A 20,087-nucleotide genomic window follows, 5' to 3' on the forward strand; every position below is an offset into this window, starting at 1 on the left:
GGAAGCACGTGTCCCACATCACTTGATAACAGTTTGGTAACGGCGTGGCCGGGGTCCATCAGCCCTGGTCGGAGGCGGGCGCGGCCGTGGACTCGCGGACCACGAGCACGGGCTCCACGTCCCCCGGCCGGACCGGCTGCTCCCCCCGCAGCTCCGCGAGCAGCACGGCCATGCAGCGCCGGCCCAGCTCGGGGAAGTCCTGGCGCACCGTGGTCAGCGGCGGCAGGAAGTGCGCGGCCTCCGGGACGTCGTCGAAGCCCACCACGCTGACGTCTCCGGGCACGTCCAGCCCGGCCTCGGCGAACGCGTGCACGAGGCCGAGCGCGATGTGGTCGTTGCCGCAGAAGACCGCGCTGAACCCCCGGCTCTCGCGCAGTCCGAGCCCCGCACGGTAGCCGGAGTCCGCGGTCCACGCCCCGGCGGGGACCACTACGGGCTCGAACCCCCAGGCGGTCATCTCCTCGCGGTAGCCCTGGCGGCGCGCGTCCGTCTCGACCCACCCCTCGGGGCCGGGGACGTGGACCACGCGGTGGTGCCCCAGCTCCAGCAGGTGACGGGTGGCCAGCCGGGCCCCGGCCAGCTGGTCGACCGACATCCGGTGGTCCTCGCTGTGCAGGGAGTGCACGGTGACGAACGGGATCCGGATGGACAGCTGCTCGATCACCTCCAGCGTGCGCGACTGCGGCGCGAGGATCACCAGCCCCTCCACCGCGTGGCCGACCATCCGGTCCAGGGCGGACTCGATGGAGGCGCGGTCCGCGTGGTCGATGTGGGCGGTGTCCACGACGTAGCCGGCCTCGTCGGCCGCCGTCTCGACCGCCCGGAGGCTGGCCGACGGGCCGTACTCGGCGCCCGAGGAGACGAGGGCGCCGATGGTCCTCGACTCGCTCGTGACCAGGGCGCGGGCGGCCCGGTTGGGCCGGAAGCGCAGCTCCTCCATGGCCTGCAACACCCTCTGCCGGGTCGAGTCGCGCAGCGCGGGGTGCCCGTTGATCACCCGGGAGACCGTCTGGTGGGAGACCCCGGCCGCGCGGGCCACGTCCCGGATGTTGGGGGCGCGCGGAGGCCGTGCGGAGTTCGCACCACCCTCGACGGTCATGGCCAGAACGGTACTGCACGGCACCGGACGGACCCAGTGGAGGGGTCCCCGGGAGGGATGTCCCTCCCCCCGGTGCTTGCGCGGCGGACACGTCGCACCGCATGGTGGTCCCCGGCGCCCCCGGAACCTGGGCCGCCGTCCCCCGGACACCCGGGAGACCCTCCACCGATCGCGGAACGGGATTCTACGCATGGAGCAACGCACACTCGGCAGGACCGGACGGAAGGTCTCCACCGTGGGCCTGGGCACGTGGCAGCTGGGCGCGGACTGGGGGGACGTCGACCCCGCCGAGGCCACCGCCGTCCTGGAGGCCGCCGTGGAGTCGGGGGTCACGTTCTTCGACACCGCCGACGTCTACGGCGACGGCCGCAGCGAGCAGACCATCGGCGCGTTCCTGCGCGAGCGCCCCGACCTGGACATCACCGTGGCCACGAAGATGGGCCGCCGCGCGGACCAGGTCCCGGAGAACTACACCCTCGCGAACTTCCGGCAGTGGGTGGACCGCTCGCGCCGGAACCTGGGCACCGACACCCTCGACCTGGTCCAGCTGCACTGCCCGCCCACGCCGGTCTACAGCGACCAGGAGGTCTACGACGCCCTGGACACCCTGGTCCAGGAGGGCGCGATCCGCCACTACGGCGTCAGCGTGGAGCGCACCGACGAGGCGCTCGCGGCCATCGCCCGCGGGAGCACCGCCACCGTCCAGATCATCCTCAACGCCTTCCGGCTCAAGCCGCTAGACGCCGTGCTGCCGGCGGCGAAGGAGGCCGGGGTGGGGATCATCGCCCGGGTGCCGCTGGCCTCGGGGCTGCTGTCCGGGAAGTACACGGCGGACACCCGGTTCGCGGCCGACGACCACCGCAACTACAACCGCGGCGGCGAGGCCTTCGACGTCGGCGAGACGTTCTCCGGGGTGGACTTCCAGCGCGGCCTCGAGGCCGTCCGCGAGTTCGCCGGGCTGCTCCCGGACGGGGTGACCACGGCGCAGGCCGCGATCGCGTGGATCATCGCCCAGGACGGCGTCAGCACCGTGATCCCCGGGGCGCGCAGCGTGGAACAGGTCCGCGGCAATGCCTCGGCGGCGGACACCGGGGACCTGGGCCGGGAGATCGACGCCAGGGTCCGCAGGATCTACGACGCGTACTTCCGGGCGGACATCCACCCCCGCTGGTGAGCCCCTCCGGCACCTCCCCGGAAGAGCGCCGGGAGGTGCCGGAGCGGTGCCGCCCGGGGCGGCTCCAGCTCGTAGGATGGTCCGGATCCACCCGTGAAAGCGAGCCGCCCCGATGTCCCCCAGCCCCGCCGCGGACCACCCCGGCCCCGCACCCGACGGTCTCGCACGACTGACGGAGATCGACCTGGCCTCGGAGCCGATCTTCCTCATGGCCCGGGCGGCGGCGCTGGGCTCGTCGACGGCCAACCAGGGGCTCGCCCCGCTCGGACTGAAGGTCCGCAGCTACTCCCTCCTGGCGGCGGCCTGCAGCGGCACGGGGCCGACGCAGCGGGAGCTCGGCGAGCTGCTGCGGATGAAGCCCAGCCAGACCGTGGCCCTCCTCGACGAGCTGGAGCAGCGCGGCCTGGTGGAGCGGCAGGCCGACCCCCGGGATCGCCGCTCCAAGATCGTGGCCCCCACCGGTGCGGGGCGGGAGCTCTACGCCAGCGCCAAGGCGGCGGTGGACCTCGCCGCCGAGAGGTCGCTCGGGAACCTCAGGCCCCAGGACCGGGAGGACCTGGCACGCCTGCTGCGACAGGTCGCCTTCTGACGCCCGGAGGGAAGCGCACGGCCACCCCGTCGACTGTGACCCTTGACACACCCGGCCGGCGGGCGCAGGATCAGTTCACTAACTGAACTGTTCACTTCTGGAGGTATCTCGTGGCCCGCTCCCCCCGGTTCCGTCGCACCGCCCTCGTCCCGGCGGCCGCCCTGGCCACCGCCCTCGCCACCACTGCCGGCATCCCCCCCGCCGTGGCCACCCCAGGCGCCTCCGTCGCCGCCTCCCCCGGCACGGCCGCCCCGGCGGCCCCGGCCGTGGCCACCGGAACCCTGGACAACGGTGCCGCCTGGCGGGCGGAGGTGCCGGCGGACTGGAACGGCAAGGTGGTCCTGTTCGCCCACGGCTTCCGCCCCGGGCCCGCCAACCCCGCGTGGGACGCCGGGTTCGACCCGACGGCGCAGGAACTGATCCGCCGCGGCTACGCCGTCGCGTCGTCGTCCTACGCCGCGACCGGATGGGCCCTGGAGACGGCCGTCCAGGACCAGCTGGACACCCTCGCGGCCTTCGAGCAGCGCTTCGGCGAGGCCGACCGGGTCATCGCCATGGGCCGCTCCATGGGCGGGCTCGTCACGAGTCTGATGGCGGAGGTGCCGGGGGCCGGCATCGACGGCGCCGTCAGCACCTGCGGGCTGGTGGGCGGCGGTGTGGCCCTGAACAACTACCAGCTGGACGCCGCCCACGCCGCGGCGGAGCTGCTGCTGCCGGGTCAGGACGTGCAGCTGACCGGCTTCACCGCCCCCGGCCAGTCCGACGCGACGATCGCCGCGCTGCGCGATGCCCTGGACGAGGCCCGCGGCTCCGCGGAGGGCCGGGCCCGCATCGCCCTGGTGGCGGCCCTGCTGCACACCCCCACGGAACTGGACGGCGTGGACGCCGAGGACCCCGAGGCACTGGCGGCCGCCCAGGCCGAGCTGGTGCTGCAGACCCTGCCGACCGTCATCGAGCGCCGCCACACCATCGTCGCGGCCGCCGGCGGCGACAGCGGCTGGACCGCCGGGGTCGACTACGCCCGGCTGCTGCGCTCCTCCGACCAGCGCCACCAGGTCCGGCACCTGTACCGGCTCGCGGGCCTCGATCTCGCCGCGGACCTCGGGACGCTGAGCCGAAGCGCCGACATCACCCCGGACGAGGACGGCCTGGAGTGGATGCTGCGGACCTCGACGCCCACCGGCGAGCTGCAGGTCCCCGTCCTGGCCACCCACACGCTGGTCGATCTGCTGGCCCCGGTCGAGTACCAGGAGGAGTACGCCGAGACGGTCCGCCGGGCCGGCGAACAGCCGCTGTTCCGGCAGGCCTTCGTGGACCGGGAGGGGCACTGCTCTTTCACCGTCGCCGAGAACGTCGCCGCCGTCGAGGCCATGGACGAGCGCCTGGAGACGGGCCGCTGGGGATCCCTCGCCAGGACCTCCTCGCTCCAGCGCAGCGCCGAGTCCCTCGGCCTCGACGGCGCCGCCTTCGTCGACCACCGACCGGACGAGTTCGTCGGCGACCGCACCTGGTACGCCGCACCCTGATCCGGGGCCCTGCAGGATGCGGGCACCGGGCGGGATCCCCAGGGTTCCCGCCCGGTGTCAGCGGTCCGGCTAGGAGATCTGCAGCCCCCCGTTGATGTCGTATGTCGCCGCGGTGATGAATCCGGCGTCCTGTCCCACGAGGAACGCGAGCAGGGCCGCCATGTCCCGCACGGTGCCCACACGGCCCACCAGGATGTCCTTGGACATGTCCGCCTTGCGCTCGTCGCTCAGCGTGCCGCCCATGATGTCGGTGTCCACGGGGCCGGGGGCGATGCAGTTCACGGTGATCCCGTGCTCGCCCATCTCGCGCGCCACGGCCCGGGTGAAGCCGATGATCGCGGCCTTGGACGCGCTGTAGGCCACCTTGGAGTAGGTCCCGCCGCCGCGCTGGGCGGAGATCGAGGAGACGCTGACCACGCGGCCGACCTTGCGCTCGATCATCCCGGCCAGCACGCGCTGGGTCACCATGAACGTGCCGGTCATGTTGATGGCGAAGACCCGGTCCCAGGCCTCCCGGGTCTCCTGCATGAACTCCGTGGGCGAGCTGATGCCCGCGAGGTTGACGAGGGCCACGATCGGCGGGAGCTCCGCCTCGACCCGTGCGACGGACTCGTCCACGGAGGCCTGGTCGGACACGTCCGTGCGCAGCCCGAGGGCCTGCACCCCGTGCCGTCCGGCGATGTCCTGGGCGGCCTCCGCGGCGGCCTCGCCGTCGATGTCGAGGACGGCGACGTTCCAGCCCTGGCTCGCGAGCAGGTCGGCGGCGGCGCGGCCGATGCCGCGCGGGGAGGCGGCGCCGGTGAGCACGGCGGTGCGCTCGGCGGGGAAGGCGATGGTCTCGGTCATGTCAGTCGTCTCCTGTGCTGTGGGGAAAGGGTCCGGTTGCCGGGTCGGGACCGCCGGGTGCGGCCCCGCGGCCGATGTAGTGCTCGTAGTCGGCGTAGGTCTGGTCGATGTGGGCCTCCATGGCCTTGCGCGCCGTCTCGGGGTCGCGGGTGCCGATGGCCTCCAGGACGAGCCGGTGGTGCTCGATGGCGTGCTGCTGCACCTCGGGGAAGGCGGAGGTCGCCCGCCGCTCGGCGTAGAGCAGCTGGGAGAGCTGGGCCAGCAGGACGGGCACGAACGGATTGCCCGAGGCCCGGAGCACCACGTCGTGGAAGGCCATGTCGGCACGGGTGACCGCGTCCAGGTCCTGCGCCTCGTGCGCGCGCTCGAGGTCCCGGACCGCGGTCTCCATCGCGGCGAGGTCCTCCGGGGTGACGTGCACGGCGGCCAGCTCCGCGGAGCCGGTCTCCACCATGCGCCGCACCTCCAGCAGCCGCAGCGCCACCTGGTGGGAGGTCGCCCCCCGGGAGGCGGCCTTCAGGATCGCCTCGAGACCGGTCCACGCGTCGGGCGGGTTCACGTAGGTCCCGAGGCCGCGCCGCACGTAGACGATGTTCTGCGCCTGGAGCGCCTTGAGGGCCTCGCGCACGGTGAGCCGGCTGACGTCGGACTCCCGGGCGATCTCGGCCTCGGGGGGCAGGGCCTCGTGCGGGGCCACCTCGCCCTCGAGGATGCGCTCGAGCAGGTCCTCGACGACGGCCTCGACCAGCGACTTCCTAGCCATCGGCTCGCCGTTGCGCTGCGGCCCTCGCGGGGGGAGCGGTGCGCACGTCGGGATCGGGGTTCACGGCGCGTACCTGCCTCTTGTCAGACGTCATATGTGTGACTAGCCTCACATGGAGCGCCGATCTCGTCAATTCCCGCGCCCGGGCAGCAGCCCGGTCGTCCCACGTCCCCGAGGAGCCGATCACCGTGGATCTGCAACTACTCCTGGCACTCGTGCTGGGCATCGCCACCATCATCGTCCTGGTGCTGCGCACGCGCCTGGACGCGTTCGTGGCGCTGCTCATCGCCGCCCTCGTCACCGGCCTGGTCGCGGGCCAGCCGGTGCTCGACATCGTCTCGGCCATCACCACCGGCTTCGGCAACACCCTGGCCTCGATCGGCATCGTGATCGGCCTCGGCGTGGGCATCGGCAAGATCCTTGAGGTCTCGGGGGCCGCCAACGCGCTCGCGCTCGCGTTCCTCCGCGTCTTCGGCCACGGCCGCGAGCCGTGGGCGATGGGCAGCGTGGGCGCCCTGGTCTCGATCCCCGTGTTCTGCGACTCCGGCTACGTGATCATGAACCCGCTCGCCCGGTCCATCGCCCGGGTGAAGCGCGCCGGCTACGTGACCCTTGCCCTGGCGCTGGGCTGCGGCATGACGCTCACCCACCACCTCGTGCCGCCCACCCCGGGCCCCCTGGCCGTGGCCGGCATCCTCGGCGCGGACATCGGAGCGATCATCCTCGTCGGCCTGGCCTTCACCGTGCTCCTGCTGCCCGTCGTGGTCTTCTACGCCAAGTGGATCGGCCCCCAGCTCGAGCCCAAGATCGAGGAGCACGTGCGCGAGGCCGTCTACGGCACCGTTGCCACGGCCGGCGTCGGGGGCAGCTCCCATGTCGGGAGCACGGACCTGGAGGAGGGTCCCCGGGACGGTCTCGACGACGAGGCTGCCCAGGCGCCCGCCGCGGAGCCGTCCCACGACCTCGGCGAGCCGCCGGCCGGCGCCGAGCCGCACCGGATCGGCGCGTTCGTCGGATCCCTGCCGCTGGTCATCCCGCTGCTGCTGATCATCCTCAACACGGTCACCGGCGCGATCGACCAGAACGCCCAGGGGGTCGTGGGCGGCGACGGGTACGAGCCCTCTGCCTGGGCGGTCCCGTTCGCCTTCATCGGCAACCCGGTGGTCGCGCTGATCATCGGCATGGTCCTGGCCCTCTACGTGCTCCTGCCCCGGTGGACGCCCCGGAACAAGGCGCACGGCTGGTTCGCCGAGGCCGCGGCCTCGGCCGGTCTGATCCTGCTCATCACGGGCGCCGGCGGCGCGCTGGGGCAGGTGCTCCGCAGCTCCGGCGTGGGCGACGCCCTGGCCGAGGCCATCGCCTCCACCCCGCTGCCCGCGTTCCTCGTGCCGTTCCTCATCGCCACCCTCGTGCGCATCGCCCAGGGCTCCGGCACGGTGGCCATGATCACCGCGGCCTCCGTCTCGGCGCCGCTGGTGACCACCCTGGGCATCGACCCCGTCGTCGCCGCCGTGGCCTGCACGGCGGGCTCCATGGTGTTCAGCTATTTCAACGACTCCTACTTCTGGGTGGTCACCCGCTTCACCGGGCTGGAGGGCACGGACGCGCTGAAGGGCTGGTCCGGGATCACCACCGCCGTCTGGGCCGGGTCCATCCCGCTGCTGTTCGTCCTCAACCTCATCCTGGGCTGACCGCGGCAGGACGACGGCAGGACCGGACAGAACCGGTCGGGACGGGGCGGCGCGCCGGGGCGCGCTGCCCCGTCTACGCTGTCCGGAGATCCTCCCTCCCGCCTCCTGAAAGGGTGTGCCGTGCTCACCAACGCGTCATCGGCCACGGGCCGGCGGGCCCGCCTCGGCTTCGGCTTCCTCGGCGTGGTGCTGATCGCGGTCAACCTGCGCGTCGGCTTCGTGACCGTGGGCCCGCTGCTCGAGGAGATCAGCCGCGACCTCGGCATCTCGGCGGGTCAGGCCGGGCTGCTGACCGGGCTGCCGCTGGCCATGTTCGCCCTGTTCTCCCCCGTGGCCCCGGCGGTGGCCGCCCGGACGGGCCTGGACCGGGCCCTGTGGCTGTCGCTGCTGCTGCTCGCGGCCGGGATCGCCGGCCGTTCCGCCCCGGTGGAGGGCGCCGTGTGGGTGGGCACGGCGGTGATCGGCATCGGCATCGCGTTCCTCAACGTGCTGCTGCCCTCGCTGGTGAAGCGGGAGTTCCCGCTGCGCGTGAGCCAGGTGACCGGCGTGTACACGTCGATCCAGGGCGCGGTGGCCGCGGCCGGCTCGGCGCTGGTGGTCCCGATCGCCCACGCCGGGCCGGCGGGCTGGCGCCTGGCCCTGGCGGTGTGGGCGGTGCCGGCCGTCGTGGCGCTGGTGGTGCTCTCGCCCGGGCTGCGGACCGGGAACTCCGGGCCGGAGGCCCCCGCGGCGGAGCCGGGCCCCTACCGGTCCCCGTGGCGGTCGGCGCTGGGCTGGCAGGTCACCCTGTTCATGGGCCTGCAGTCGGTGGCGTTCTACGTGCTCATGGCGTGGCTGCCGAGCATCGAGCGCAGCCACGGCGTCTCGGCGACCGCCGCGGGCACGCACATGGCGCTGTTCCTGCTGATCGGGATGGGCGCCAGCCTGGGCACCGGGGCGCTCATGCACCGGCTGAGCGACCAGCGACCCGTGGCCTTCGCGGGCAGCGCCCTGGCCCTGGCCACCTTCGCGGGGCTGGCCGCCGCGCCGGAGCTGACGCTGCTGTGGATCGTGCTCGGGTCGATCGGCTGCGGCAGCCTCATCGTCGTCGCGCTGTCCCTGTTCAGCCTCCGGTCCACCGACCACCGCCAGGCGGCGGCCCTGTCCGGGATGGCCCAGTCCGTGGGCTACGCGCTGGCCGCGATCGCCCCCGCCGTCTTCGGCGCCCTCTACGACGCCGGAGAACGGTGGGAGCCGCCGCTGCTGCTCATGGCGGGCCTCATGGCGGTGCTGTGCGTCGTGGCCCTCTTCGCCGGCCGCGACCGCGTCATCGGACCGGGCCGCTGAGCGGTCCGGCCCGCCAGCCACGGCGGAACGCCGCCCGGCCACGGGGGCCGGGCGGCGTTCCGGTGGGGACGGCCGTGCGCCCGAGGGACGCCGGAGCGGATCAGACCATGCGGCGCGGGGCGAACCACTCCTTGACCGGGGCCTTGAACGCGGTGACCAGCCACAGGACGTTCACCACGACCAGCACCAGCCCGAGGGCGAGCAGGACGACTCCCAGCCCGCCGTAGGCCATCGCGCCGAGGAGGCCGATCAGCGTCCCGACCACGCTGAGGATGGACAGGACGATGCCCAGGACGCGGGCCCAGTTCCTGCCCTTCTTCAGGAACACGTAGACGAGGGCGTACAGGCCCAGGGCGATCACCAGCATCACGATGCCGGTGATCTGCCCGATGCCCGAGGCCTGGTCGGCCGCCGCGATCTGGTCGGCGGACAGGCCCATCTCCCGGTACATCTCGGTGGTGTCCGCGGTGGTCGCGGCGATGATCCCCACGATGTCGTTGAGGAGGTAGACGGCCGCGGAGACGAGGGTCAGGGTCAGGAGCCGCTTGACCTCGGGGGGCGCTGCGCCGGGGTGCCCGCCCTGGTGGGCTCCGTACTGGTCGCCGCCGGCCTGGTACTGCGGCGGGCCGCCGCGGGCGCCCTCGGGCTGCTGGGGATAGGGGTTGCTCATGAGGATCTCCTTCGGTGGAACGGCAACGGCACAGGATGCGCTCTTCCATCCTCCCCCGTGGTGTGCGATCGCACCTCCGTCTTCAGGACGAGGCGTGTCCCACACCCCGGGCCTGGGTCCGCGAGATCACCGGTGTCGGCGACGGCGGCGCCCCCGGTCGCCGGCAGGTGCCATCTCGCGGGAGGAGGGAGGGGTCAGGTGGCGAGGGTCGCATAGACCACGTAGTTGTCGTCGAACAGGCCGGTGGCGGGGTCGTAGCCGTCGCACGTGATCAGGCGCAGCTCCGCTCCGGCCGTGTTGCCGTAGACGGCGCGCGTGGGAAAGGCGTCCTTGGCGTGCTGCTCCCCGCGGTCGACGACGAACACCGCCGTGCTGCCGTCCGCCCGCGCGATCTCCACGGTGTCGCCGGGGGCGAGTCCGCGCAGTCCCGCGAAGACACCGGGCCCGCCGTCGGTCGCGTTGACGTGGCCGAGCAGGACGGCCGGCCCCCGCTCCCCCGGTGTGGGCGAGGACGTGTACCAGGAGGCCGGGGCCCCGGGGTGGGTGGGCGGCACCTCCAGCGATCCGTCCGGGCTCAGGCCCAGGTGCAGCAGCTCCGACTCGGCTCCCACCGCGGGGATCCGCACCGCCACGGGCGCGGACTCCGGCAGCACCGGCGGCAGCGCCTCGGGCGCCGGGGCGGCGGACGGTGCGGGAGCCGGTGTGGTGGGCGCGGCCGTCGCACCCGGCACCGGCGTCCGCGCCGGCGCGGCGGACACCGCCGATGACGACGGGGCAGCGGACTGCCCGGGGGACCCGTCCGAGCAGCCGCTGAGCAGCAGGAGGACGACCGCCGCAGGGACCAGGCGGTCCCTGCGGCGGCCGACGGTCGGATCCGCCATGGAGACCGGCCCCTCCGCTCGGCCCGGCCTAGGCCCGGCCGGCACCGCGCCGGCGCACCGCCACCGCGGCGGCCGCCGCCGCGACCAGGGTCAGACCGCCGGCGAGGACCGGGGCGCCGGAACCGGCGTCCACGGCGGCACCCGTGTCGGCGCCGCCCACGGGCACCTCGTCCACCTGGGTGTACGGGTCCTCCCCGGCCACTTCCCCGGGCACCTCGCCGGGCTGGGCGTCCGGCCCGGGACCGGCGCCGGGGACCCAGTCGATGACGGTGTGGCTCCAGCCCCCCGATGCGTTCTCCACGGGGATGCGGGTGGGGTCGTAGGACCACTCGGCGCTCTCGCACACGACGCCGTCGCCGTCGTCGTCGACGAGGCTCGTGCTGTAGCTGACGGAGCCCACCGGGATGTTGTGGACGCCGTACCCGGCGGCCGTGGCGCAGTCGGTGAAGACCATCGCGTCACCGGGCGCGGCCGTCGCCGGTCCTGCCGTCAGGACCACGAGCCCGATCGCCGCCGCCGCCACGCCCGCTGCACTGTTGTTCATGGTGTTCCCTCGCTTCTGGGAGTGCTGATGTGCAAGCGCATCGTAGGAGGTTCACCACTGCAACGTCACGTGCCGTTTCGTGATGGAAGCCCGGGCGGGGCCCGACGGGCCGGATCGCCCGCACGTCCGGCGCGACCGGGCGCATCGGAACGCATCGTGTGCGTTTCATGACGCGGTTCGCGGGGCGGAGCCGGCGGTCCGCGGCGCCGCCCCCATCCCCCCGGTCCGGGACAGCGCCGCTGCGACCGGACGCCTAGTGCGCCGCGGTCTTCTCCGCGCGGGGACGCGTGCCCTGCACGGCCACCTGGGTGTCGCGGGGGGCCGCACGGGCCACGTCCAGGCGGACGGCCACGTGGGCGAGCTCCACCTCGAGGGCGACGGCCACGTCGAGCACCACCGTCCCGTAGACCTGCTCCAGCACCCGGTCGACGGACGCGCCCGGGGTCAGGGTCAGGTCGAGGAGCAGCTCGGGGTCGCGGGCGGAGCCGGCCAGCTCCACGGTGGCCCGCTTGACGTCGGGCAGCTCCTCGCACTGCGCCTGGACCGCGGCGGCGATGACGGACGGCGCGATGCTGACCACGCCGTGGTCGTCATCGTCCTGGAGCCGGTAGTCCACGGGCCGGTCCCTGGTGGGGACCTGGTGGGCCAGCCACCACAGGGCGACCAGCCCGACGAGGACGATCAGGGCGATCCCCACGGGCAGGAGGACCTGGTCGACCGGGCCGAGGAGATCCCCCACGGCGGCGCCCTCGGCGGGGGCCAGGGCGCCCACACCCTGGAGGCGTGCGGCCGTGCCCGTGGCGAGGAGCACGAGCCAGACCCCGGCGAGGGTCAGGACCAGCCCCAGGACGGTGAGCAGACTGCGGTTGCGGGTTCCGGAGACGGTGCGCATCGGTCAGCTCCTCTTCTCGGTGACGGACACGGACACCTGCGGGGCGGTGGCCAGCGGCAGGCGGACGAAGGCGTCCTCGGCGACCGTGCGCACCCGGGGCGCCAGGGCCCCGGTCTCGCGCAGCGGGGTGTCCACGTGCAGGCGGACGCGGCGCTCGCCCACCTCGGCCCGGACGCGGCCCACGCCGTCGACCCGGGCGGTGCGGGCCTCCAGCAGCCGGCCGAGACCGCGGTGGGTGAGCACCGTCTCCTCGGAGCCGCCGTAGAGCTGCGGGGGCACCTGCACCCGGGCGGCGCGGTACCGGCCGGGGACGAGCCCGCACAGCAGCAGGACGAGACCCAGCACGGTGAGGACGATGCCGGCGGCGAGCACCCCCGGATCGGTGACCGGGGTCTCGAGGACGGCCGGGGCGCCGGTGGCGACCGGCTCGGGCCAGGAGCCCTGGGTGAAGCGCAGGACCGCGGCCCAGGCGAGCAGGCCCGCGGCGGTCAGCCCGAGCAGGCCCACCAGCACGGAGGGGACGACCCGGGCCGGGCGTCGGCGCAGGGGCGGGAAGGACGGGGTGCTCACAGCAGTGCTCCTCTCGTACCGCCGGCTCCGGCCGGGTGCAGCCAGGAGATCTTCACGTCCACCTGCTCCACGTCCAGACCGGTCAGGTCGCGGACTCGGGCGGTGACGTGCGCTCGGATCCGGTCCGCGGTCCGCCGCAGCGGGGTGGGGTAGGCGACCCCGAGGTCGAGCTCGATCACGGCGGCCCGGCCGTAGATGCGGGCGTCGGCCGTGGGCCGCCGCTCGAAGTCGCGGCGCGCGCCGAGGCCGAGCACACCACCGGAGGCGGCGCCGACGGCGTCCAGCTCCCAGGCGGCCTGCGCCGCGATCTTGGCGACCACGGACGAGGGCACGGTCAGGGTGCCGCGCTCGGCGAGGGCCGGGCCCTGCGCCGGGACGCGCTCGGCGGCGCCGCCCGCGGACCGTGCCGCCGGGGCGTCAGAACGGACGATGGTGGTCACCGGTCACCTCCGGCCGCGGCCGACGAGCTCGGACAGGTCGAGCTTGCCCTCGAGCACACGGCCGATCAGGAGCCCGGCGGCGCCGAAGAGCACCACGAGCAGGAACTGGGTGAAGGTGCCGAAGGCGACGACCAGTCCCAGCAGCAGGCCCACGAAGAGGGCGGTACGGGAAACAGACACGATGAGGTCCTTTCACGGGACATCGGGGAAGGGAGGTGCCGCGGGCGGGGAGCGGCGGGTCCGGCGGCACGCGGTGCTCGTCCGGGGCAGCCCCTGTGTGGCCCCGTCCGCCGCCCGCCGAGGGGCGGCGGACGACGGACGGGAGTCGGTGGGCCCGCGCGCCCCGGCCCGGGACCGGACGGTCCGGGCACCGGGGCGCGCGGGCGGGGACGCTACTCCAGCTCGCCGGCCGAGGAGCCGGCGGGGACGCCGCGACCGGCGCCGTCCTCCTCGGGGAGGTGGACGTCGGAGACGTTGACGTTGACCTCGACGACCTCGAGCCCGGTGGTCTGCTCGACCGCCTGGATCACGTTGCGGCGGATGCCGTTGCCGACCTCCACCACGGAGGCGCCGTAGTCGACGACCACGGTCACGTCGATGGCCGTCTGCCGCTCGCCCTTCTCCACGCTGATGCCGCCGGAGACGTTGGTCTGGGAGTTGGGGATGCGGTCGCTGATCGCGTTGAACGCCCGGCGGGCGGCGTTGCCCATGGCGTAGACGCCGGGGACCTCGCGGGCGGCCATGCCGGCGATCTTGGCCACGACGGTGTCCTCCAGGGTCGTGTTGCCGCGGTCCGACTGCAGTGGGCCCACCGGACGGCGGGGCTCCAGCGTGGTCGGGGCCTCCCGGGCCTCGTCGCGGGCGCGCTCCTCGCCGGTGCGGGGGATGCTCGTCCCGGACTGGGTCGAGGTGTTCTCGCCGGGACGGGGAACGGAGGTGTTCTGGGCCATGGTGCTTCTCCTCGGTCGTGGAAGACGGGTGGACTGGTCGTGCTCGGGTCGGCCTGCCGACGTCCCCCGGTGCGGGGGCGGTCATCGGTGCCGGTACAGGTAAGACCGGCCGTCCTCGCCGTTCGTCACGCCCGTTCGCCGTGATCTGCATCACACCCAGTGGTCGGATCGACGGATGCCGGCCACGACCGCCCCTCATCCAATCCCATTGTCGCTAGATCGTCTAGCTAAATTCTGCGAAGACGTGCATGCTGGTCCGGGCACGCTTCCGCACTTCGGGACGGCGTGCCCGGGTGCAGTCCTCCGACGGCACCGCGCAGGGTGGCCGCACGACCGGGCGACCCCGCCCGAGGAGCGGCACGCGGGCGGCACCGACGACGAGAGGCAGACCTGCAGGTGGACGACGTGGACCCGGGGCAACCGCACGGAGCGGTGGCGCTGGACGAGGACACCCTCGTCGCCCGGGCACAGGACGGGGACGTCGACGCGTTCGAGCAGCTGGTCGTCAGCTACGAGGGCAGGCTCTACCGGTACGCCTACAACATGGTGGGCAACCGGCAGGACGCCGAGGACATCGTCCAGGACACCCTGATCCGGGCCTGGCGGGCCCTGCCCACGCTGACCACCAACGGGGCGTTCGGCGGATGGCTGTACCGCATCGCCTCGCGCCGCTGCCTGGACCTGCTGCAGCGCGCCGGCAGCCGCGAAACGGACCCGTGGGCGCCCCAGGAAATCCCCGAATCCACGGCCGTGCATGACACAGTGGGTCCACGGTCGCCCTCCGACCCGGCCGCCGTGACCGAGACCCAGCACCAGCTCGACGAGCTCACCCAGCTGGTGCACCAGCTGCCACCCTCGTTGCGCGCCTGCTGGTTGATGCGGGAGATCCAGGAGCGCCCCTACCGCGAGATCGCCCAGGCGCTGTCCATCTCCGAGTCGACGGTCCGGGGGCGCCTGGCCCGAGCACGAGCAGAACTGGCGAAGGGGATGATGTCATGGCGATAGACGAGCACCCCCGCCTGGGGTGCGGGCGCAGCATCGACGAGGTGTGGCAGAACATCGACCGCCCGCCGGACGCCCACGAGCTCACGTGCGACCAGTGCCGGGCCGCCCGCGCGAGCCTGCAGACCCTGCGCTCGGTCACCGCCCGCCACCGCTCCCTGGAGGAGACGGCGGGCACGGACCCGGACGAGAGCCTCAGGCCCCGTGCCCGGGTGCGGGAGAACGTCCTCGCCGTGGCGCGCGCGGAGGTGCGCCGCGGCCGGCGCATTCCTGCCACCGTCACCGAGATCGGCCCCGTGCTCGTCAGCGAGCAGGCGCTCGTGAGCCTGGTCCGGCTCGCGGCCGACTCCGTGCCGGGCGTCCGCGCCCGGCGCATCGACATCACCCCGCGACGGCGGCTCGACGGCCAGCTGGGCTACGACCCCGAGGCGCCCGTCCTCGACGCCGTGACGTGCCGCATCGCCATCTCGCACACCGTCACGGTGCCGCGGGTCAGCGCCGACATCCGCGATCGCGTCATCGCGGTCCTGAGCCGTCACGTGTCCGTGGACCCCGGGGCCGTGAACATCGTTGTGGAGGACGTCTACGATGCCTGACATCGACAGCCCGCACACCCTGCCCACCGGGGCGGACCCGGACGCCGAGGCCGTCACCGCCGCCCTCACCCAGGCCGTGCTCGCCGTGCCGGGCGTGGTCCGGCTCGAGCCGTCGCTGCTCGGCCGCGTGGGCCAGTGGGGCGGCGCCCTGCTGGGACGCGACGCCCTGCTCGGCGGTCAGGGCCTGGAGCTGGACCTGGCCGGGACCACGGCGGCCGTGTCCGTGGACATCGCCACCGCCCCGAGCCACCGCCTGCGCTCCGTGGCCGAGGACGTGCAGCGCGCCGTGGCCGCGACCCTGTCCGCCCTGGGCCTCACCTGCACCTCGGTGACGGTCTCCGTGCTCACGATCGGCGACTGAGCCCCCACCCGGAACGGCCTCAGGACTCGGGACCCGGCGGGTACAGCTGCGGCGGAGCACTGACCGCCGCGCCTTCCTGCGCCACCTCGACGAAACGCCGGGCGCGGGCGGAGAGCGCCCGGCCCGCGGGCCATGCCGCGACCGCCCGCTGGGAGTGCGGCCTCGGCGAGAGCGGACGCGCCACCAGGGGGCGCCCCTCGTAGCTGAGGTTGTTGCGGGGATGCTGGATGAACACAGAGCACCCCACCCCCCGCGCCACCAGCGAACGGATCAGCTCGTAGTGGGCAGTGCGCAGGACGATGTCCGGTGTGATGCCCTGCCGGGTGAAGTACCCGAGGATGTCGTCGACGCTCGGGGCCACGTCCAGGAGGATCATCGGCTCGCCCTCCAGGTCCTGCGCGTCGACCACCGGGCGGCCGGCCAGGCGGTGGTCCGGGGAGAGCACCAGGTACATCACCGTGTCGTAGAGCGTCACCGTGCGCAGGCGCCGGTCATGGTGCAGGTTGTAGGCGAGCAGCAGGTCGAGGTCCCCCGCCAGGGCCTGGGCGACCATGCTCTCGCGGTCCGCGGTCACCAGTTCCAGCCGCACCTTGGGATGGTGCTCGCTGAAGTGCTCGATCAGGGCCGGCAGGAGCGTGGGCGCCAGGGAGGGGAAGCACCCCACCGCCAGGCCGCCGGCCAGCTCGGTGCGGTCCGCGGAGCCCTGGAGCTCCTCCACCTCGTGCAGCACGGACAGCGCCCGGTCGAAGACGTACCGCCCCGCGGCGGTGAGCTCGATGCCCTGGGCCTTGGTGCGGGTGCACAGGGTCGCCTGCAGGGAGCGCTCGAGCTCGTCCAGGGCGGAGGAGATCGCGGAGCGCGAGACGAGCTCCTGCTGGGCCGCCGCGCTGATGCTGCCCTGGGCGGCCACCGCGCAGAAGTACTGCAGCTGTCGCAGGGTGATGGAGGCCATGCTGCCCATCATGGACCACGGGAGCCGTGCTCAGCGCAGGGGGATGCCGCGGGTCTCGGGCATCCGGACGATGACCACGGTGCTGATGAGGCACAGCAGGATCATGTAGCCCACGAAGAGGTCGTGCCGCCCCTGGGTGGCAAGCCAGGTGTTGAGGTAGGGGGCGGTGCCGCCGAAGATCGCGCCCGAGGTCGCGTAGGCCATCCCGATGATGGTCGCCCGCAGGCGGGTGGGCACCAGCTCGGTGAACACCGCGCCCAGGGGGGCGCAGTTGGCCGCCAGCAGGAGCGAGCCCAGGGCCATGGTGACGAACAGCGTCAGCGGCCGGGCGCCCAGGATCGCCTCCATCGGGAAGGCCAGGACGGCGAACCCCACGCTGAAGACCAGCAGCACCGGGCGGCGTCCCCACCGGTCCGAGGCCCGGCCCATGAGCGGGACGGCGAGCAGGAACACGGCCTGGCCCGCCAGACCGGTGGCGAGCGCCGCGGACGGCGACATCCCGTACTCCCGGATGGCGTAGCCGGGGGCGAAGATGAACCACGTGTAGAAGGCGACCACGCCGCTGATGGTCAGTCCCACGATCCGCAGTGCGCTCCCGCGCTCGGCGGCGAGCTCCCGGAGGACCTGCCGGAGCGAGGCCGCGTGGGTCGGGCCGGCCTCGTTCTCCTGCTCGTAGACGTCGGACTCCGTCATGGTGCGGCGGATGTAGAGCGCGTAGACGCCCAGTACCGCGCCGACGGCGAAGGGAATGCGCCAGCCCCAGGCGTACATGTCCTCCTCGCTGATCACGGCGGTCAGCACGGCGCCGAGCCCGGTGGCGAGCATCGTCCCCACACCCACGCCGATCCACGGGCTGCTCGTCCACAGTCCCCGGCGGTCCGCCGGGGCGATCTCCCCGAGGTAGGTGAACGCGCTGCCGGTCTCCCCGCCGTGGGAGAGACCCTGCACCAGCCGTGCGAGCAGGAGGATCACGGAGGCGAACACTCCGAGCGTGTCGAAGGTCGGCGTGACCGCGATGACCAGGCTGCCGAGGGCCGCCAGCAGGATGGCCAGGACCAGGCTGAACCGGCGCCCCCTGCGGTCGGCGAGCCGGCCGAACACCCATCCGCCCACCGGGCGCATCAGGAACCCGACCGCGAACACGGCCAGCGTGGCCAGCAGCGCCGAGACCGGGTTGTCGCTGCGGAAGAACTGGGCGGCGAAGAACGGCGCGAAGATCGCGTAGATGTTCCAGTCGAACCACTCCAGCGCATTGCCCAGGTTCACCGCGACCAGGTCCTTGCGGCGCCGTCGGGCGTCCGGCGGCGCAGCGGGGACCGTGCGGGTGGGGGTCGTGCGGGCGGGCACGGTGGTGGGCACGGCATCGGTGCTCTGCCCGGCGGAATAGGACATGGCTCCTCCATCTCGGCGACGACGGCCGGCGAACCGACCAGGGCGGTCTCGGCGCCGGGTCCTCGCTCACGGACGGAGGGATGGGCAGCTCGACCGCTCCCCATCCTTCGAGCCGTCGGATGTGACGGTCAACACGTTTTTTCCGGCCTGCCATGGCGGAAAATCAGCCATCCCCAGCGACCGGCTTCACCCGTAGGGTCGTCCCCATGAGCTCACCCTCCGCGACCGCAGCCCCCGGCACGACCCCGGCAGCCGCTCCCGCCATGACCTTCCTGGCCACGATCTCGGTGACCGTGGGGGCTCCCACGGAGATCGGCCCCACTCCGCAGGGGGTGCGCCGGATCATCCCGATCACGGGCGGACGGGTGGACGGACCGCAGCTGCGCGGCCGGGTGGAGCCCGTGGGCGCGGACTACCAGCTGCTGGTCTCCGAGACGGTCACCGAGCTGGAGGCCAAGTACGCGATCACGACCGACGAGGGCGAGCACGTCTACGTCACGAACTTCGGGATCCGCGCCGGGTCCGCCGAGGACATCGCGCGGCTGGTCCGCGGCGAGCCGGTGGAGCCGGAGCGGGTCTACTTCCGGTGCAGCCCCCGGATGATCTCGTCCGGGCCCACCTGGTCGTGGCTGGCCGGGCGCATCCTCGTGGGCACCGGGCGGCGCCACCCGGACCGGGTGGAGCTCGACATCTTCGTGCTGGAGTGAACCTCGTCCCGGAGGTCGGGGCCCATCGCGGCCGCACGCCCTTCCGGCCGATCCGATGAGTTTCAGGAGACCGGTTCCAGCTGCGCGGCCGCGTGCCGGAGCACGGGACCGAAGTCCGGGCCGGCGCCGGGGTTCGCCGCCAGCGCCGCGACGTACAGGGCGGCCCAGGCGGCGGCGCGGCGCCACACGTCGTCGTCGTACCGGCCGGTGCTGTCGACGACGGCGCGGAACCCGGAGCGCTGGTCCGCGTCGAAGGCCAGCCACGCGCCTGCGAGGTCGGACGCGGGGTCCCCGGCGCAGACGTCCCCGAAGTCGACGAGACCGGCCAGCCGCCCGTCCCGGTGCACGAGGTTCCAGGGGTGCGGATCCCCGTGCAGCCAGACCGCCGGCCGTGACCACGGGGCGGCGCGCAGGCCGTCGTCGACGACGCCGCGGAGCCGCTCGGTGCGCCGCGCCCCGAGCACCGCGGCCGCGGCCGGCCAGGACGGGGGCGCCGCGCGGAGCCGCGCGTCGAGCGGGACGCCCCGGAAGGGATTGCGCGGGGCCTCCCCTGGTGCCGGCCGGTGCAGCGAGGACAGGGCCCGGGCCAGGTCCTCCGCGAGCCGCCCGCGCCGGGCGACCGGCAGGGTCGCGACGGCCTCGCCCTCGATCCACCGGACCACCGCCCAGGGCCACGGGTACCCGGCGCCGGGGCCGCCGCGGAACACCGGCCGGGGCACGGCGATCCCCAGCGCGGCCAGCGGTGCGCCGGCCACGGCCGTCCACCGCACCTCGTGGAGGAGGCACGGGACGGCGGCGCGGCGCACCGGCAGGCGCACCGCGTGGGCGGGACCGAGCCGGAACAGCACGTTGTCCCAGCCCTGCGCCACCGGGGTCGGCGTCAGGTCCAGGAGTCCGCGGAGCTCCCGCGGCAGCTGCGCCTCCAGCAGGCGGCGCACCTGGGCGGCCGTCGGCTGCACCTCGACCTCGGGCATCGTCCGCCCCTCCTCCCGGCTGCGTCGGCTCGGGCGCACCCCGATCCGGACTGCCGGCCCCGGGACCCGGTGCGGGGGTCCGGCAGAAAAAGACATCGCCACCCGGCCGGAGCCGGGTGGCGATGTCAGGTCGACGCCGGGA

The 20,087-nt window shown here is 73.9% G+C and carries 23 protein-coding genes; 9 read left to right on the forward strand and 14 right to left on the reverse strand.

The window, feature by feature from the left end:
- Nucleotides 1–58 precede the first annotated feature (58 nt).
- Entirely contained in the window at nt 59–1,099 is a 1,041-nt protein-coding gene (locus tag AC6CH6_RS17155) for a LacI family DNA-binding transcriptional regulator (protein WP_498256038.1), read from the reverse strand.
- Between the two features lie 190 nt (nt 1,100–1,289).
- Here AC6CH6_RS17155 and AC6CH6_RS17160 point away from each other — a divergent pair, with 190 nt between their 5' ends.
- The 3 genes from AC6CH6_RS17160 (at nt 1,290) to AC6CH6_RS17170 (ending at nt 4,388) form a co-directional block, all read left to right on the forward strand.
- The gene (locus AC6CH6_RS17160) at nt 1,290–2,273 is read left to right on the forward strand and encodes an aldo/keto reductase (protein WP_498256039.1); all 984 of its coding nucleotides are present in this window, start codon (nt 1,290–1,292) and stop codon (nt 2,271–2,273) included.
- 112 nt (nt 2,274–2,385) lie between these two features.
- Complete coding sequence (locus AC6CH6_RS17165; protein ID WP_498256040.1) at nt 2,386–2,862, forward strand: MarR family winged helix-turn-helix transcriptional regulator; 477 nt, start codon at nt 2,386–2,388, stop codon at nt 2,860–2,862.
- Between the two features lie 110 nt (nt 2,863–2,972).
- Nucleotides 2,973–4,388: an alpha/beta hydrolase family protein gene (locus tag AC6CH6_RS17170; protein WP_498256041.1), complete on the forward strand. Its 1,416-nt coding sequence runs from the start codon at nt 2,973–2,975 to the stop codon at nt 4,386–4,388.
- A gap of 69 nt (nt 4,389–4,457) precedes the next feature.
- On the opposite strand, the gene AC6CH6_RS17175 is transcribed toward AC6CH6_RS17170, so the two are convergent.
- Both AC6CH6_RS17175 and AC6CH6_RS17180 read right to left on the reverse strand, forming a co-directional pair.
- Nucleotides 4,458–5,234: an SDR family NAD(P)-dependent oxidoreductase gene (locus tag AC6CH6_RS17175; RefSeq protein ID WP_136341134.1), complete on the reverse strand. Its 777-nt coding sequence runs from the start codon at nt 5,232–5,234 to the stop codon at nt 4,458–4,460.
- Between the two features lies 1 nt (nt 5,235).
- Complete coding sequence (locus AC6CH6_RS17180; protein ID WP_498256042.1) at nt 5,236–5,997, reverse strand: FadR/GntR family transcriptional regulator; 762 nt, start codon at nt 5,995–5,997, stop codon at nt 5,236–5,238.
- A 188-nt stretch (nt 5,998–6,185) separates the two neighbouring features.
- Here AC6CH6_RS17180 and AC6CH6_RS17185 point away from each other — a divergent pair, with 188 nt between their 5' ends.
- Both AC6CH6_RS17185 and AC6CH6_RS17190 read left to right on the forward strand, forming a co-directional pair.
- The gene (locus tag AC6CH6_RS17185; RefSeq protein WP_136341132.1) at nt 6,186–7,688 is read left to right on the forward strand and encodes a GntP family permease; all 1,503 of its coding nucleotides are present in this window, start codon (nt 6,186–6,188) and stop codon (nt 7,686–7,688) included.
- A 120-nt stretch (nt 7,689–7,808) separates the two neighbouring features.
- Nucleotides 7,809–9,014 carry an MFS transporter gene (locus AC6CH6_RS17190; RefSeq protein ID WP_498256043.1) on the forward strand — a complete coding sequence of 402 codons (1,206 nt, stop codon included), beginning with the start codon at nt 7,809–7,811 and terminating at the stop codon, nt 9,012–9,014.
- A 100-nt stretch (nt 9,015–9,114) separates the two neighbouring features.
- On the opposite strand, the gene AC6CH6_RS17195 is transcribed toward AC6CH6_RS17190, so the two are convergent.
- The 8 genes from AC6CH6_RS17195 to AC6CH6_RS17230 form a co-directional block, all read right to left on the reverse strand.
- Nucleotides 9,115–9,684: a hypothetical protein gene (locus AC6CH6_RS17195; protein ID WP_498256044.1), complete on the reverse strand. Its 570-nt coding sequence runs from the start codon at nt 9,682–9,684 to the stop codon at nt 9,115–9,117.
- A gap of 194 nt (nt 9,685–9,878) precedes the next feature.
- Complete coding sequence (locus AC6CH6_RS17200; RefSeq protein ID WP_498256045.1) at nt 9,879–10,565, reverse strand: class F sortase; 687 nt, start codon at nt 10,563–10,565, stop codon at nt 9,879–9,881.
- A 28-nt stretch (nt 10,566–10,593) separates the two neighbouring features.
- Nucleotides 10,594–11,109 carry an excalibur calcium-binding domain-containing protein gene (locus AC6CH6_RS17205; protein WP_498256046.1) on the reverse strand — a complete coding sequence of 172 codons (516 nt, stop codon included), beginning with the start codon at nt 11,107–11,109 and terminating at the stop codon, nt 10,594–10,596.
- A gap of 253 nt (nt 11,110–11,362) precedes the next feature.
- The gene (locus tag AC6CH6_RS17210; protein ID WP_498256047.1) at nt 11,363–12,001 is read right to left on the reverse strand and encodes a hypothetical protein; all 639 of its coding nucleotides are present in this window, start codon (nt 11,999–12,001) and stop codon (nt 11,363–11,365) included.
- A 3-nt stretch (nt 12,002–12,004) separates the two neighbouring features.
- The gene (locus tag AC6CH6_RS17215; protein WP_498256048.1) at nt 12,005–12,571 is read right to left on the reverse strand and encodes a DUF6286 domain-containing protein; all 567 of its coding nucleotides are present in this window, start codon (nt 12,569–12,571) and stop codon (nt 12,005–12,007) included.
- Nucleotides 12,568–13,011 carry an Asp23/Gls24 family envelope stress response protein gene (locus AC6CH6_RS17220; protein ID WP_498256049.1) on the reverse strand — a complete coding sequence of 148 codons (444 nt, stop codon included), beginning with the start codon at nt 13,009–13,011 and terminating at the stop codon, nt 12,568–12,570. Before AC6CH6_RS17220 ends, AC6CH6_RS17215 begins: the two co-directional genes overlap by 4 nt.
- Before the next feature lie 3 nt (nt 13,012–13,014).
- Complete coding sequence (locus AC6CH6_RS17225; protein WP_017834465.1) at nt 13,015–13,191, reverse strand: hypothetical protein; 177 nt, start codon at nt 13,189–13,191, stop codon at nt 13,015–13,017.
- A 212-nt stretch (nt 13,192–13,403) separates the two neighbouring features.
- Nucleotides 13,404–13,961, reverse strand: a complete 558-nt coding sequence (locus AC6CH6_RS17230) for an Asp23/Gls24 family envelope stress response protein (protein ID WP_368795419.1) — start codon at nt 13,959–13,961, stop codon at nt 13,404–13,406.
- Between the two features lie 405 nt (nt 13,962–14,366).
- On the opposite strand from AC6CH6_RS17230, the gene AC6CH6_RS17235 reads away from it, so the two are divergent.
- Genes AC6CH6_RS17235 through AC6CH6_RS17245 form a run of 3 tightly spaced genes read left to right on the forward strand, consistent with a single transcriptional unit; the run spans nt 14,367 to nt 15,920 of the window.
- On the forward strand, nt 14,367–14,966 hold the full coding sequence (locus AC6CH6_RS17235; protein ID WP_498256050.1) for an RNA polymerase sigma factor: 600 nt from the start codon (nt 14,367–14,369) through the stop codon (nt 14,964–14,966).
- Nucleotides 14,957–15,559: an Asp23/Gls24 family envelope stress response protein gene (locus tag AC6CH6_RS17240; protein ID WP_133409786.1), complete on the forward strand. Its 603-nt coding sequence runs from the start codon at nt 14,957–14,959 to the stop codon at nt 15,557–15,559. Before AC6CH6_RS17235 ends, AC6CH6_RS17240 begins: the two co-directional genes overlap by 10 nt.
- A complete protein-coding gene (locus AC6CH6_RS17245; protein WP_498256051.1) occupies nt 15,552–15,920 on the forward strand; it encodes an Asp23/Gls24 family envelope stress response protein in 369 nt (122 codons plus the stop codon). The genes AC6CH6_RS17240 and AC6CH6_RS17245 overlap by 8 nt, the downstream gene beginning before the upstream one ends.
- 19 nt (nt 15,921–15,939) lie before the next feature.
- Here AC6CH6_RS17245 and AC6CH6_RS17250 read toward each other — a convergent pair whose 3' ends face one another.
- Together AC6CH6_RS17250 and AC6CH6_RS17255 are read right to left on the reverse strand one after the other, a co-directional pair.
- Nucleotides 15,940–16,872: a LysR substrate-binding domain-containing protein gene (locus AC6CH6_RS17250; RefSeq protein WP_165979664.1), complete on the reverse strand. Its 933-nt coding sequence runs from the start codon at nt 16,870–16,872 to the stop codon at nt 15,940–15,942.
- A 30-nt stretch (nt 16,873–16,902) separates the two neighbouring features.
- Nucleotides 16,903–18,264, reverse strand: a complete 1,362-nt coding sequence (locus tag AC6CH6_RS17255) for an MFS transporter (protein ID WP_498256052.1) — start codon at nt 18,262–18,264, stop codon at nt 16,903–16,905.
- Between the two features lie 206 nt (nt 18,265–18,470).
- Between AC6CH6_RS17255 and AC6CH6_RS17260 the strand changes: the two genes are divergently transcribed.
- Nucleotides 18,471–18,971, forward strand: coding sequence for a DUF3237 domain-containing protein (locus AC6CH6_RS17260; RefSeq protein WP_498256053.1), 501 nt, complete (start codon nt 18,471–18,473; stop codon nt 18,969–18,971).
- A 62-nt stretch (nt 18,972–19,033) separates the two neighbouring features.
- Here AC6CH6_RS17260 and AC6CH6_RS17265 read toward each other — a convergent pair whose 3' ends face one another.
- Nucleotides 19,034–19,945 carry a phosphotransferase gene (locus AC6CH6_RS17265; protein ID WP_498256054.1) on the reverse strand — a complete coding sequence of 304 codons (912 nt, stop codon included), beginning with the start codon at nt 19,943–19,945 and terminating at the stop codon, nt 19,034–19,036.
- Between the last annotated feature and the right edge of the window lie 142 nt (nt 19,946–20,087).

The sequence above is a fragment of the Kocuria sp. GQ42 genome (assembly GCF_059758435.1).